At 70.1% G+C, this 13990-nt stretch carries 15 protein-coding genes; 4 read left to right on the top strand and 11 right to left on the bottom strand.

The features are described from left to right. Positions 1-85 precede the first annotated feature (85 nt). The 8 genes from ASG27_RS03295 to ASG27_RS03260 form a co-directional block, all read right to left on the bottom strand. Entirely contained in the window at positions 86-1738 is a 1653-nt protein-coding gene (locus ASG27_RS03295; protein WP_056411289.1) for a hypothetical protein, read from the bottom strand. A 424-nt stretch (positions 1739-2162) separates the two neighbouring features. After that, the gene (locus ASG27_RS03290; protein WP_235503882.1) at positions 2163-2699 is read right to left on the bottom strand and encodes a prolyl hydroxylase family protein; all 537 of its coding nucleotides are present in this window, start codon (positions 2697-2699) and stop codon (positions 2163-2165) included. A 51-nt stretch (positions 2700-2750) separates the two neighbouring features. After that, a complete protein-coding gene (locus tag ASG27_RS03285; RefSeq protein ID WP_056411288.1) occupies positions 2751-3224 on the bottom strand; it encodes an FKBP-type peptidyl-prolyl cis-trans isomerase in 474 nt (157 codons plus the stop codon). Positions 3225-3390: 166 nt separating this feature from the next. Then, positions 3391-4476, bottom strand: a complete 1086-nt coding sequence (locus tag ASG27_RS03280) for a pirin family protein (protein WP_056411286.1) — start codon at positions 4474-4476, stop codon at positions 3391-3393. A 289-nt stretch (positions 4477-4765) separates the two neighbouring features. Then, entirely contained in the window at positions 4766-5134 is a 369-nt protein-coding gene (locus tag ASG27_RS03275; RefSeq protein WP_056171024.1) for a DUF1428 domain-containing protein, read from the bottom strand. A 95-nt stretch (positions 5135-5229) separates the two neighbouring features. Next, a complete protein-coding gene (locus tag ASG27_RS03270) occupies positions 5230-5715 on the bottom strand; it encodes a DUF1579 domain-containing protein (RefSeq protein ID WP_082485735.1) in 486 nt (161 codons plus the stop codon). Between the two features lie 67 nt (positions 5716-5782). Next, positions 5783-6442: a glutathione S-transferase family protein gene (locus ASG27_RS03265; RefSeq protein WP_056411658.1), complete on the bottom strand. Its 660-nt coding sequence runs from the start codon at positions 6440-6442 to the stop codon at positions 5783-5785. Between the two features lie 8 nt (positions 6443-6450). Next, positions 6451-6879: a VOC family protein gene (locus ASG27_RS03260; RefSeq protein ID WP_056411656.1), complete on the bottom strand. Its 429-nt coding sequence runs from the start codon at positions 6877-6879 to the stop codon at positions 6451-6453. Between the two features lie 100 nt (positions 6880-6979). Here ASG27_RS03260 and ASG27_RS03255 point away from each other — a divergent pair, with 100 nt between their 5' ends. Both ASG27_RS03255 and ASG27_RS27840 read left to right on the top strand, forming a co-directional pair. After that, positions 6980-7627 (top strand): TetR/AcrR family transcriptional regulator, encoded by a 648-nt coding sequence (locus ASG27_RS03255; RefSeq protein ID WP_056411284.1) that lies wholly within the window; start codon positions 6980-6982, stop codon positions 7625-7627. A gap of 298 nt (positions 7628-7925) precedes the next feature. Beyond that, positions 7926-9545, top strand: a complete 1620-nt coding sequence (locus tag ASG27_RS27840; protein WP_056411282.1) for a methyl-accepting chemotaxis protein — start codon at positions 7926-7928, stop codon at positions 9543-9545. Between the two features lie 69 nt (positions 9546-9614). On the opposite strand, the gene ASG27_RS03245 is transcribed toward ASG27_RS27840, so the two are convergent. Further along, on the bottom strand, positions 9615-10628 hold the full coding sequence (locus ASG27_RS03245; protein ID WP_056411281.1) for a helix-turn-helix transcriptional regulator: 1014 nt from the start codon (positions 10626-10628) through the stop codon (positions 9615-9617). A gap of 187 nt (positions 10629-10815) precedes the next feature. On the opposite strand from ASG27_RS03245, the gene ASG27_RS03240 reads away from it, so the two are divergent. Together ASG27_RS03240 and ASG27_RS03235 are read left to right on the top strand one after the other, a co-directional pair. Next, a complete protein-coding gene (locus tag ASG27_RS03240; RefSeq protein ID WP_082485734.1) occupies positions 10816-11619 on the top strand; it encodes an NIPSNAP family protein in 804 nt (267 codons plus the stop codon). 23 nt (positions 11620-11642) lie between these two features. Then, complete coding sequence (locus tag ASG27_RS03235; protein WP_056411280.1) at positions 11643-12179, top strand: hypothetical protein; 537 nt, start codon at positions 11643-11645, stop codon at positions 12177-12179. 99 nt (positions 12180-12278) lie between these two features. Here the strand turns inward: ASG27_RS03235 and ASG27_RS03230 are convergent, their stop codons facing one another. Further along, on the bottom strand, positions 12279-12713 hold the full coding sequence (locus ASG27_RS03230; protein WP_056411277.1) for a hypothetical protein: 435 nt from the start codon (positions 12711-12713) through the stop codon (positions 12279-12281). Between the two features lie 111 nt (positions 12714-12824). Beyond that, complete coding sequence (locus ASG27_RS03225) at positions 12825-13829, bottom strand: SDR family oxidoreductase (protein WP_056411275.1); 1005 nt, start codon at positions 13827-13829, stop codon at positions 12825-12827. Positions 13830-13990: the final 161 nt, after the last annotated feature.

Here is a 13990-nt window from a genome sequence, read left to right as displayed (position 1 = left end):
CAAACGGGCGTCCACAGCGGGCTGTGCGCCTACAGCGCAGGGGTCATCCGCCACCCCGGCGGGCCGAGCCACCGCCACCCCGCTCTCAGCGCACCGACACGAAAATCGGGTTCGAGTAGAACCACAGGTTGCCGTAGTTGCGGTCGTTGATCTGGTCGTGCCGGGTGGCCGCGTCGGCGGTCTTGACGGGCTGGTCGGACAGCGGCTCGCCCTGGAGCGTGAGGCCCGCGACGTTCTCGCCCAGGTTGGTGCCGCGCAGGCGGAAGTACTGGCTCTTGGCCGCGGGCAGCGTGATCTCCATGGCGTAGTAGCCGTCGCTCTCCTGCGTCCAGTCCGCCGCGGTGAAGCGCTTGACGACGCGGGTGCTCGCGTTCGTGGCCTGCTGGTAGGCGGCCGTGCCGGGCTGCGCCCGGGGGCCCACGTCGCCTGCGATCAGGTCGATGTGGTCCACCTTGGGCGTCATGTTGCCCAGGTTGCCGCTGCTGACCGGGCGCTGGTAGTTGTTGACCGGCGGGCTCTTGAAGCGGATGCGCACGGTGACGGTCTCGCCCTTGGTGGCCTTGAGGTCCTGGCCCATGGTGGCGGTGCCTTCGGCGCCCGTGGCGTTGAAGTCCAGGCCGTTGATCAGGTCGCCGAACACGCCGAAGCTGCGGCCCGCGCGCAGGCTGTCCACCACGCCGGAGATGCCGGCCTGCGACTGCGACTTGGTCTGCCAGACGTAGTTCTTGGCGTATTCGCCCGGGTAGTAGCCGCTGCTGTTGTTGTTGGCGTCGATCTCGAAGTGCGAGTCCGAGTTGGCGATGTTCCAGATGCGCCGGCCTTCGCCCAGCAGCGCGTCCCACGTGCCGCCCAGCTGCGCCACCACGTTGTCGACACCGCCGTAGGTGCGGTTGGGCTTGTTGGCGTCGATGTAGGCCGAGGTGTAGCCGCCGCGGTCGGGTTCGAGCTGGTTGCCGACCATGCCTTCGATCGCGAAGACGATCCGGGGCGCCAGGTCGTGCATCTCGCGGAGTTTGGCGATCGTGTATTTGCCGGGGTTGCGCGAGGGGTGGTTGATGGTGGCGTAGCTGGTGTTCGGGTGCTTGTCTTTGAGCCAGGCGATGGCCTTCATCGCGTCTTCGCCGGTCTTGTTGTAGCGCTCGGGCGACTGCGCCTTCCACCGCGCGACGTCGGACGCATCGAACAGCGACTCGTCGCCCGTGGTGAAGCGGTACTGGAACTCCTTGGCCGCGCTGGCCGAGGTCTTGAAGGTGGGACTGCCTTCGAAGATGCCGACGTTGACGTGGTCGCGCGTGGGCATGTCCCACTCGAAGGCCGAGAAGATGGTCTTGTCGGCGTAGGTGCCCGCGGCCTGCAGTGCGGCCACGCGGGGCATCTCGTAGGCCTCCATGCCGTAGGCAAAGGCCTTGGGCGCCGGCAGGGGGTTGGCAGCGTGGTCGTACTTGGACGAGCGCAGGTGGTTGCTCAGCGACATCCAGTCGAGGTGGTAGGTGCCGAACGCCTTGCCCAGCACAAAGTCGAGCGTCTGGGTGGTGCGCGAGTCGTCGGACTGCACGGTGTGGACGTGCAGGTCGCCGGTGGTCCAGCGGCCGGGCTCTGCGGCCGTGGTGCCGGTGCCATCGCCGGAGCTGCCGCAGGCGCTGAGCAGGAAGACGGGGAGCAGCAGCGCAGCGGGCAGCAGGCGCGCGCGGCGGCCGCGGGGAAGGCCGGAAAGGCAGGGAGCGGAGGGAGTGTTCATGGCGTACCGATGGTGGGAGGGCTGTCGGACCACCGTGGTGGGGCCCGCACAGCGCGTGGTTATAGGTAGCGCAGATGAACGTTCTGTGACGCGTTGTGTGGGCCGCGCAGTGCGCAAAAAGCGCCTGTTTTGAAAGCTTCGCGCCTATGAAAACGCGGCTTTTCGACATGCCCGTGCCGGCCCCGGCACCGAACCGGCGGCGCTGAAACGAGGGGCATGTTCGACACAAAAATGGGTGAGCGCCCCGCGCTTAGACAGAAGCTGCGGCGGGTGCGCCAGCGCCTGCAGAGGGGCCAAGTCCCGGGCACGCCGCCATGCGGGCGACCGAATGCGTAGAGGTGGGGCCGATGGACGCGACAGCCGACGGGCCGCGTCAATGCCAACGCCACGTCAACACCAGGTCAACGCAGCGTGGGCGCCTGCCTCAGCCGTACAGCACGTCCGAGCGCAGCACGTACTTGGTGCCCTCGGTGACGGCGGTGCCTTCGTGCCAGGTGTCGTGGACAAAGAGCAGCGCGCTGCCCGTGCGCGGTGCCACGGCGAACTCGCGGAAGTCGGTGGTGCCGCCGGAAAAGTCGTCGTTCAGATACACCAGCAGCGTGAGCTGGCTGGTCAGCCCCGACTCCATCCACGGGCCGTCCTTGTGCATCTTGAAGCGCTGGCCGGGGGCGTATTTGTAGAACCGCAGGTCCTTGGGCAGCCCCTGCGCCACCTGCGTGCCCACGGCGGGCAGGGCCACCTGGCCGAGCCGCTGCCACAGCAGCGCCACCCAGCCGGGCGCCTCGACCATCACGCGCTCGTTGTTGCGCACCAGGGGCATGGACTTGGGGCCGCCGGTGGTGCGCACGCCCGCTGCGCTGAAGCCGCCCGCCTCCGCCAGCTCGACCAGCTGGGCGCATTCATCGGCCGACAGGAAGTCCTGCAGCGAAAAGGCCCGCTCGGAGTGACGGATCAGGCGCATGGGTCGTGCGGCGCGGTGCGTGGGTGTGGGTGCGGTGCCAGGTGACCGCTTTCAATGCTGGTGGCCGTGGTCGCCGTGCACGTGGCGGTGCGCAATCTCTTCGGCGCTGGCGGAGCGCACTGCCGTGACCTTGCAGCTGAAGGTGAGCGCCTGCCCGGCCAGCGGGTGGTTGCCGTCCAGGTGGACTTCGGGGCCCTTGATCTTGACCACGTTGAACACCGCGGGCTGGCCGTCGGTGCCCACGCCCTGCAGCTGGCCGCCGACCTTCACGCCGGGCGGGAACTCGCTCTTGGGGATGGTGCGCACCAGGCCTTCGTCGCGCACGCCGAAGGCGTCTTCCACCGCCAGTTGCAGCGTGGTGGCAAAGCCCACGGCCTGGCCTTCCAGTGCGGCTTCGACCTTGGGGAAGATGTTGTCATAGCCGCCGTGCAGGTAGGCCAGGCTGCCGGCATCGAGCGGCTTGCCTTGGGGCGTGGTCACCTTGTAGGTGATGGTGACGGCGGAGTCTTTGGTGATGGTGGTCATGGCTCGCTGGCGCTTTCGTCTGGGTGTCTAAAAAAGAGGGCGCAGCGCAGCGGTCGGCCAACGGGCACCAACCCCTGGCAGCGCTGCGCGCATCGAAACCCTGGATTGTCCACGAGCCGCCCGGCGCCTGCCGGGCACCCCCGGCGACCCCACCGGGGGAAGGTGTTCAGGCCTGCACCGCCGCTGCGGCGTCCTCGCCCGGGCGCTCTTCCTCGGTCTGGCCGGGGTAGCGCGCAAAGCGGCGGGCTTCAGTGCCGTGCACAGGGTCCTGGTCGTCCCAAGGCCAGCCGCCAAACTGGGTGCGGCGGTAGTCGTTCATGGCCTGCATGATCTCGGCCTGCGTGTTCATCACGAACGGGCCGTACTGCGCCACGGGCTCGCCGATGGGGCGGCCCTGCAGCACCAGGCATTCCACGGTGGTGGGGCCGGTGTTGGTCAGCAGCCAGTCCTCGGTGGCGCGCACCTGCAGCGCGGCGTGGCGGTCCACGTCCTGCGGGCCCACGCGCAGGCTGTCGCCGACGAAGAAGTACAGCATGCGCTGCGTGCCTTCGCCCTGCGCGGCGGGCAGGGTCCACTCGGCGCCCGGGTCCATGCGCAGCGTCCAGATGGCGACGTCGCCCTCGGGCTGCGAGGCCCAGGACTCGGGCGGCGGCGCCAGGGGGTCGGGCGCGCCGGGCAGCGCACCCGCCACCACGGTGACGGTGGTCGCGCGGCCGGCGGCGTCGTTGTGCACCAGGCGCGGAATGCGCTCGTCCCACAGCATGGTGAAGTGCGGCTCCACCATCTTGTTTTTGGCGGGCAGGTTCAGCCAGATCTGGAACAGTTCGAGCGGGTTGGGCTCGGTGGCGTTGAGCAGCGGGAACATCTCGGAATGCACGATGCCCTTGCCGGCCGTGACCCACTGCACGTCGCCCCCGCCAAACCGCGCGGCCGCACCCAGCGAGTCGGAGTGGTCGATCAGGCCCTTGCGCACCAGCGTCACGGTCTCGAAGCCGCGGTGCGGGTGGCCGGGAAAGCCGGGCACGGTGTCGCCGTGGTACATGCTCCAGCCGTCCTTGCCGCTGAAGTCGCTGCCGATCTGGCGGTCTTCCACCGGCACGGCGGGGCCGAACGCGGCGTTGCCCGCGGGGTAGGCATCGTCGTGGTGGGCGCAGAAAAGAAACGGGTCCATGGTGGGCCACTGCGGGCCCAGCAGCTGGGCCCGGACGATGGGGACCAGCGTGGCGGTGGTGGCAGGGGTGGACGACGACATCAGGGGGCTCCTCGTGTTGTGCACCGCCACTATCGGACGGTTGCCTGTCGAATATGGAGCCCATGGTGCCTGAACAGAAGTGCGGCGGATAGGACAGTGCGGTGCGCCGGGCGGGACAGTGGGGGCTTGGCGGCTCACCCAGCCATGCCGGAGATATTTGACAAAATTCGGCTCCAGCGCTTGTCTGGCAAGCGCAGATAGCTATGGTTTTGATATCAGGACAGCCATCGTGATGGTCGCCCTTCTCGTCCCATGGCCCGGGCCCGGGCAGCACGACTGCGACAGCGGCTCAGGCCTTCACCTCGACCACCGGTACGAAGCCGCCGAAGATCATGCGTTTGCCATCAAACGGCATGGGCGGGTTGCCGGGTGTGGAGGGGTCCATGCGCGGGTCTTCCATCATCTTCTTCATGCCTGCATCGCGCGTGGCTTTGTCCGGCCATTCGATCCAGGAGAAGGCCACCGTCTCCTCGGCCGTCGCCTGGACCGCGCGGCGGAAATCGGTGACTTTGCCGTCGGGGACGTCATCGCCCCAGCCTTCGATCACACGCAGAGCGCCGAGCTCGATGAATATCGGGTCGAGCTGGCGTGCGTGCTCAATGAATTTCTGCTTGTTGGCGGTGGGGACCGCGATCACGAAACCATCGATGTAAGACATATCCTGACTCCTGTGAGGTTGACTGTTCGACCTACCCACCTGGGGCGTCTCATCCCGTATTCACCCGGCCCGGCGGACCGGAGCCCGCCTTGCCATCACTTGCGGCGATACGTCGCCTGCATGAACTGCTTCCAGCTCCCGTCCGGCTGCTGGCCGAATGAGGTGAGCGTGCGTTCATGGGGGCCGACAAGGGTGATGACGTCGCGGTAGCGCGCCGTGGCGCCATCGCCCTTGAAGCTCGGGCCTTCGGTTTCCAGCGTGAGCACCTTCTGGCCGGCGTCCAGCGTGCCGCGGTACACCCACATGTGGGTCATCATCGAGCCGACCCAGGTGCCGAGGAACACGTTCTGCTCAGGGTCATAGCCCAGCGTCATCTGCATGCGCGCCTCGCCGCCACCGCCGGGCATGGTGCCCGCGCCTTCCATGATGACCCACAGGTCGCCGAGCGCGCGCACGTGTTCCGTGCCGGTGCCCTTTTCGGCCGGCTGGTCGGGGCCCATGTCGCAGTCGGACGTGCAAGTCCAGTCGCCCAGCAGTTGCTGCAGCCAGCGGTGCATGGTGTGGGGTTCGGTGTTCATCATGGCGGTCTCCTTATGGGTTCAGTCAATGCTGGGATGGAGGATGGGGGGAAGGTGGCACGGGCTTCACTCAGTCGCGGTCGGGTGCGCCCAGCGGAAAGTAGTGGCGGTACGGACGTCCGCCGTCCACAGCCTGCGCAAACGACGGGCGGGCCAGCAGCCGGGCCCGGTAGGCGCGCAGCATCGGGTAGGCGTCGGCAATGGGATGCGTCCAGTCGGCGTAGAACAGCGCGGGTGCCGCGGCGCAGTCCGCCATCGTGAAATCGGCGCCAGCGGCCCAGGTCCGGCCGCCCCACTCGCCTTCCAGCCACGCGTAGGCCTTTTGCAGCTTGTCGGCCGCCGCGGCCACGCCCTCTGCGCGGCGGGCCGGGTCGCCGGTGAGCGCCGCGCTCACGGCCTGCTGCACCGGGGCCATCACGTGCAGGTCGAAGAAGCGGTCCATGAACCGCACCTCCAGCGCGGCCTTCGGGTCGAGCGGTATCAGGCGCACGGGGCCCGCGTGGGCCAGTTGCAGATGCTCGATCACGATGCTGCTCTCCACCACCGTCCGCTCGCCGTCCACCAGCACCGGGAACATCGCCAACGGCCAGTGGCGCAGCCACTCGGCGGCGTGGCCGCCCGGCGCGGCGGGGTCGAGATTGCGCAGCTCGTACGGTGTGCCGGTTTCATGCAGCGCGGTCAGCACCTTCTGGGTGTACGACGAGAAGGGGTGCCCGTAGAGGGCAAGCATCGGCGCGCTCATTCGGGTGCCACCACCATCCACGACACGCCGAAGCGGTCGGCCACCATGCCGAAGGCCTTGGAGAAGAAGGTCTTGGTCAGCGGCATCTGCACCTGGCCGCCGTCGGCCAGCGCATCGAAGTAGCGCCGGGCCTCGGCTTCGTCGGCAGGGCTCAGGGCCAGCGAGATGCCCTGGAAGCTGGCCTTGCCCGAGCCCATGCCGTCGGACGCCATGAGCTGCGTCTCGCCCACGGTGAACGCGGCGTGCATGACCATCTCCGGCGTGGGGCCGGGCCCGCCGCCCTCGGCGCAACCCGGGCCGGCGGCGGGATCGGGGTTGTCCTTGTAGCGCATGAGGGTGGTCACCTGGGCGCCCAGGGCGCTTCGGTAGAAATCCAGGGCCTCTTCGCAGCGGCCTTCAAACATCAGGTACGGCTCGATCTTCATGGCGGTCTCCTTGGGGTCGTGTGGGGTGCGGCGCGCAATTGTGAACACCGTCCACAAACAATACCAAAGATAATGGACAGTGTCCACATCTGCCCCACCCATGAACGTAAGCACCCGCAACACCCCGGCCGCACGCAGCACCTACCGCCATGGAGACCTGCGCCGCGCCCTGCTGGATGCCGGCATCGAGCTGGCCCGCCAGGGCGGCCCCGACGCGGTGGTGCTGCGCGAGGCCACGCGCCGCGCGGGTGTGGCCCCCAATGCGGCGTACCGGCATTTCGCCAACCGCGACGATCTGCTCGATGCCGTGCGCGCCGCCGCCGTGGCCTCGGCCGCGCGCTTCATGGAGGACGAGCTGTCCCGGGTGCCCGCCACCGGTACGCCCACCGAGCAGGCCCACGCCCGGGTGCGCGCCGTGGGCGCGGGCTACATGCGGTTTGCCCACGCCGAGACCGGGCTGTTCCGCACGGCGTTCGGCGGCCGCTTCACGGTGCAGCACGACCCGGACCCGGCCATGGGCGGCGCCACGGGGCTCAACCCTTTCGAGCACCTGAGTGCGGCGCTCGATGACCTGGTGGCCGCTGGCGCGCTGCCCGCCGAGCGCCGCCCCGGCGCGGAGTACCTGGCCTGGTCCACCGTGCACGGCATGGCGCTGCTGGCCATCGACGGCCCGCTGCGGGGCACGCCGCAGCCGATGCTGGACGCCCTGGGCCAGCGGCTGCTGGACATGGTCGAGCGCGGGCTGTAGACCGCGGCGCACACTGCGCAGCCCACCCCCGACCCGCATCGCCTGGAGGCGGCCCTTCGCTGCGGCCAGGGACCGCTCAAGTGGGCCTGCACCCCCTCCCATCGCCACCCGATGCCCCCTTTTTAGACTGGGTTGTCGAAGTTCGCCTACACAGACGCGCCGCCTGCGTACCAATAATTCGCATATTGAAACCAAAAGTCACAAACAAAACCAATTGGTCACAAAGCCGCTAACCGCCAGTGCGTCCCCCGGGAGCCGCACGCCGATGTGACCGTTGCAGCGCCCCTTGAGCACCACCATGAACTTCCACAGCAAAACCGTCACCCAGAAACTGACGATGGCATTTTTTGTACTGATCGCGTTGTTGATCGGTGTCTCCATCCTGTCGCTGCGCAGCCTGGGCGGCGCACAGGCCGAGTTCCAGAGCTTCGTCGGCAACGAATTCACCCGCGGCAGCCTGGCGCGCGATGTGCACGCCGCCGCCAGCGCACGGGCGATCTCGGCGCGCAACCTGATCCTGCTCACCGGTGCGTCCGACATCGCGATGGAAACCGCCGCCGTGAAGGCGGCGCACGAGCGGGTGCAGGACGGGATGTCCCAGCTGCGCGCGGCACTGGCCCGCGGCACGCACGTCGAGCCCGGCGAGCGCGCGCTGTTCGAGAAGCTCGAGGCCATCGAAAGCCGCTACGGCCCGGTGGCGCTCGACATCGTGGCCCTGGCGCTGGCCGGCAGGAAGGACGAGGCCACGGTCAAGATGAACGCCGAATGCCAGCCGCTGCTGCAGCAGCTCATCGCCACCACGTCGCAGTACACGCAGCTCATCACCGCGTCGGGCGCGCAGGAGATCCGCATCGCCGCTGAACACTACAGCGACAACCGCCTGGCGCTCGTGGCGGTGGCGCTCGTCGCCATCGCTGCGGCCGTGGGCCTGGCGCTGCTGATCAACCGCAGCCTCATGCGCTCCCTGGGCGCCGACCCCGTGGAGCTGAGCGCCGCGGCCCGCCGCGTGGCCTCGGGCGACCTGGGCCCGGTGCCCGGCGGCGCGGCAGCGCCGGCCGACAGCGTGCTCGCCTCGCTGGGCGGCATGCAGGCGGCGCTGGCGGGCATCGTGGACCAGGTCCGCGCCGCGGCCACCGCCATCGAAGCGGGCTCGCGCGAGATCGCCACGGGCAACACCGACCTGTCCCACCGCACCGAACAGCAGGCGCGCAGCCTGCAGCAGAGCGCCGCGTCCATGGAAGAAATGACCGCGACCGTGCAGCAGAACTCCGACACCGCGCAGCAGGCCAGCCAGCTGGCATCCTCCGCACGCGCCGCGGCCGAAAACGGGGGCACGGTGGTGGCCCAGGTGGTCACCACCATGAACGACATCGCCACCAGCTCGCGCCGCATCGCCGACATCACCAGCGTGATCGACGGCATCGCGTTCCAGACCAACATCCTCGCGCTGAACGCTGCGGTCGAGGCGGCGCGCGCCGGCGAGCAGGGCCGCGGCTTTGCCGTGGTGGCCAGCGAGGTGCGCACGCTCGCGCAGCGCAGCGCCCAGGCCGCCAAGGAGATCAAGTCGCTCATCGAAGCCAGCGCGGACAAGGTCAAGACCGGCTCGACCCTGGTCACCACCGCGGGCTCGGCCATGACGGAGATCGTGGGCGAAGTGCACCGCGTGGCCGACCTGATCGGCGAGATCAGCGCCGCCACCCGCGAGCAGACCACCGGCATCAGCCAGATCGGCAGCGCCGTGGCCGAGCTCGACCAGTCCACGCAGCAGAACGCGGCCCTGGTGGAGCAGATGGCCGCCGCCGCGCACACCCTGAACCAGCAGACCCACGGGCTCGTGCAATCGGTGGCCGTGTTCCGCGTGGACACCCGCTTTCAGCTGACGCACGCGCATCCCGCACCGGCACTGCTCGCGGCCTGATTCAGAATCTTTTCGGCCTCTACCGCGCGACCATCCAGCGCTACCAGCTACAAATTTAATAGCACCCTATTACCCATCGACCGACAGGCCATAGAGCGTTGCCGTGCGGCGCAACCGCTCCACCAGCGCGCGACGCAGCGCGGCGGGCTTGACCACCTCGACCTGGGGCGACAGGCGCATGAACTGGCCGCAGGCGTGCTCCACCGATTCGATGGGCACCGTCACCGCCACCCGCCCGTCCTGCCGGCGTGAGGCCGGCGCCGCTGCCACCGCCCGCGCCACCGCGCTGCTGAGCATGCGCAACCCCTTGAGGCCTGCCGGCGTGGCCAGCAGCGTGGCCTCGCCGGTGTACAGCGAAGACTCGAAGCGCTCGATGGATGCCGCCCAATACGCGGGCAGGTCGAACCGCGCCGGGCGCCGCACCGCCGCCTCCAGCGCCTGCGCCGCCAGGATGTTGGAGACGCGGTAGGTGCGCGGCCCGCCCTCGCCGCGCGCCGGGGCATCGCCCCCTGCCCGGGCGGCAGGCAGCGCCACCAGGTACCAGACACCGGCCTTGAGCACCAGGCCCAGCGGGCTCACGGTGCGCTGCACGGTGTCGGCCCAGCTTACGTAGCGCATCGTGATCTGGTGGCCGTTCCAAACGGCGGCGGCCACGGTGGCGAGGTGGGGCGTGGGGTCGCTCTCGCGGTACCAGTCCACCGGGTCCAGGTGCAGGCGGGTGCTCACCCGCTGGGCGTCTTCGCGCCAGGCAGCGGGCAGGGCCGACAGCAGCTTCAGGCGCGCGCCCTCCACCTCGTCGCCCAGCCCCAGCTGCTGCGCGGGGCCGGGCAGGCCGCTCAGGAACACGGCCTGCGCCTCCGACGGCGTGAGCCCGGTGAGCGTGGTCTTCCAGCCCGGCAGCAGCGCAAACCCGCCGTGGCGCCCGCGCTCGGCGTAGATGGGCACGCCGGCTGCGCTCAGCTGGTCCACATCGCGGTACAGCGTGCGCACCGAGATCTCCAGCGCATCGGCCAGCACGGTCGCGCTCATGCGGCCCTGGGTCTCGAGCAGCATCTGAAGGGACAACAGGCGGCTGGCGCGCATGGGTGGATCGATGAGGTCGGTGGCGTGACGGGGACCGGCGGGCCGAACGGCCGGCCGCACCCCGCCAGAAACAGGCATCGCAAAGATAGCCGAAATACCTGCCATGCGGTGGCAGGTATGCGGGCGCAGACTGCAGTGCTGGTTGCCTTTCAACCCCTTTCACCCGCCATTTCCACCAGGAGCCCGCATGCCCGAAGACACCCTCACCGCCACGACGCCCGACACCACCGACACCACCGACACCACCGCCCCGCCCGCTGCCGCCGACGCATGCGCCATCGTCGAGCTGCGCCAGTACACGCTGCACCCGCACCAGCGCGACGTGCTCATCGACCTGTTCGACCGCGAGTTCGTGGAAACGCAGGAGGCACAGGGCATGCGCGTGCTGGGCCAGTTCCGCGACCTGGAGCGGCCCGACCTGTTCGTCTGGCTGCGCGGCTTTGCCAGCATGCCCGCCCGGCGCCAGGCGCTCGAAGCCTTCTACGGCGGGCCCACCTGGGCGGCGCACCGCAGCGCCGCCAACGCCACCATGATCGACTCGGACAACGTGCTGCTGCTGCGCCCCGCCTGGCCCGGCGCCGCGGCGGCATTGCCCCAGCACCCGCGCCCCGCACCGGGTGCCGCCGCCGCCAGCGGCGCAGCCCCCGGCCTGCTGGCGGCCACCGTGTTCCACCTGCACGAGGCCGCCACGCCCGCGCTGCTGGACTTTTGCCGCCACCGCATGGCGCCCCTGCTGCAGCGCAGCGGCGCGCGGCAGGTGGCGTGGTACTGCACCGAGACCAGCCCCAACACCTTTCCCCGCCTGCCGGTGCGCGAAGGCGAGCATGTGCTGCTGGCACTGGCACTGTTCGGCAGCGAATCGGCGGCGCAGGCGTTTGCCACCAGCGGCGCCTGGGAGCGCGGCGTCGCGCCGGGCCTGGCGCCCTGGCTGGCCCGCGCGCCCGAGTCCTTGCGGCTGCAGCCCACGGCGCGCAGCGCGTTGCACGCCTGAAGCGGCCTCACCGGAGCACCACCATGGCCACGACGCCCCACCTCATCACCATCCCCTCGCCCGCCGTGGCGCCCAGCGCCGCGCGCGACTTCGACTTCCTCATGGGCCCCTGGCGCATCCGCAACACGCGGCTGGTGCGGCGCCTGGCGGGCTGCAACGACTGGGAGGTGTTCGACGCCACCGGGCAGGCGCGGCCCCTGCCCGGCGGCATCGGCAACTGCGACGACTTTGTGCCGCTGGCCTGGAAGCCCGGCTTCGTGGGCATGACGCTGCGGGTGTTCAGCCCCGCCGCGCAGCGCTGGAGCATCTACTGGCTGGACAACACCACCGGCGGGCTTGATGCCGCCACGGGTTTGCTGATGCCGCCGGTGGTGGGCGGCTTCGACAACGGCGTGGGCATTTTTGAAGGCCAGGAACTGCTGGACGGCCGCCCCGTGCAGGTGCGCTTTGAATGGACCCGGACCGGCACGCCGACGCCGCGCTGGCAGCAGGCGTTTTCAGGCGACGGTGGCGGCACCTGGGAAGTGAACTGGGTGATGGAATTCTCGCGGCCGGTGTGAACACGCCGCGCTGCAGGCCGCCGTGCCAGACAGGCCCCCTGGCCGATGCCGGGCGCTGCCTGCCGGCGGCCTGGCAGTGCCCCGGCCGAAGCTCGTTCGCTACCTCGACACCGCCGTATCGCCGCGCCCCGGGCGCTCCAGCGCGACCGACAATTGCGGTACATCGGCGATGTCGGGTCGGTCGGCACCGCCCAGGTCCTCCAGCGCGGTGAACTGGCCGTCCAGGAAGAGGAAGGTGGTCGTCTGCGCGATGTGCGCCAGCGCCGCCTGCGCATCGGCGAACCCGCTGCCCGTGGCCTTGTCGCCATCGAGCAGATAGGCATACGTGCCATCGGCCCCGTCGTGCGACAGGCGGCCCAGGTCCACGAGCTTGTTCTTCACGTTGCTGGCGTACACGCGGCCCCGCACCGCATACAGCACGAAGGGCGCCGCGGCCCTGCCCGCAGCAGCAACAGGCGCAGCAGGGGCAGTGGGAACAGCGGGAGCGACCGGTGCCGCAACGGGCGCCGACGACAGGGGGATGGAATCCGGCATGGCAAGCTCCTTGGAGCGGCTGTAAAAACTCTGCGGGCGTCGTTGCAGCGGCCGGCCAGAGCCGCTGCGCTGGGTTTCGTTATCTGCGCTGGGTCGTCCCCATCATCATCGTCAACGGCGGCGGCCCGCCCACACGCCCAGGGCCAGGCCTGCGGCGCCCAGCGCGGCCACCAGGCCCAGGCTGTGGCGCTGCGCGCGGCGCTGGCCGCCGTCGATGGCGGTGCCGCGCGAGGGCTCGAACAGGTTGCCGTCACCGGACGGCACGGCGCGCGCGCTGCCCAGGGCGCGCTCGGTCACCCAGCGCATCACCGCGCCCAGGCGCTCCGGCGCCAGCGTGTGGGCCACGCGGCCCGGCACGGCGGCAGCGCCGAGCCAGGTCACGGCCCGGGGGCTGTCGGCCAGCGCCACGATGGCGTCGGCCACGCGGCGCGGGTCCAGCATCGGGATGCGGGGCTGCAGGTTGCGGCCGGTGTAGTTGGCGCCGTGCGACAGGCCCGGCGAATCGACGAAGGTGGGCGCCACATCGCACACATGCACCCGGGGCAGGTCGGACACTTCGGCCCGCAGCGCCTCGGACAGGCCGCGCAGCCCGAACTTGCTGGCCGTGTACGCGGCCGCATAGGGCGAGGGGATCCAGCCGCCCGCAGAAATCATGTTGATCAGCGTGCCCTCGCCGCGCTCGCGGAAGTGGCGCAGCGCTGCATGTGCGCCGTGCAGGTGCCCCAGCAGATTGGCCTCCAGCACGCGGCGGTGCGATGCAACCGGTGTCTCGTCGAACCGGCCCACCGCTCCCACGCCCACGCCGTTGATCCACACGTCGATGCGGCCATGGTGGCGCAGCGCGGTATCGGCCAGTTGGGCCACGGCGTCGGGGTCGGTCACGTCGGTGGGCACGCCCAGCGCGGTGTTGGCGCCGGCCTCGCGGCAGGCCATGGCCACGGGGGCCAGGGTGTCGGGGTTGCGGGCCGCCAGCACCAGGCGCGCGCCGCGGCGGGCGAAGGCCAGCGCGGTGGCGTGGCCGATGCCGCTGGAGGCACCGGTGATGACCACCACCGGCGCCACCCGGGCGCTGGCGGTACGGAAGGCGTTGGAAGAAGCGGAGGATGGAGATGCCATGGCAGAAGGGGGATCAGCGCCGGCCGGTGCGTCGGCAGGGCATGGACAACAACGATGTCCGGTTGTAATCCACGCGCTGCCGCGCCGCTGTAGGACGGTTGCCAGAACCCCCACCCGATGCGGCGGGCGGGGCGCACGCCGCCCAGCCCGCGCCGTGCATC

Source organism: Acidovorax sp. Leaf191 (genome assembly GCF_001424425.1).
GTDB lineage: Bacteria > Pseudomonadota > Gammaproteobacteria > Burkholderiales > Burkholderiaceae_C > Acidovorax.
Note: the sequence above shows the minus strand (reverse complement) of the source record. Positions and strands in the feature narration are given on the sequence as shown.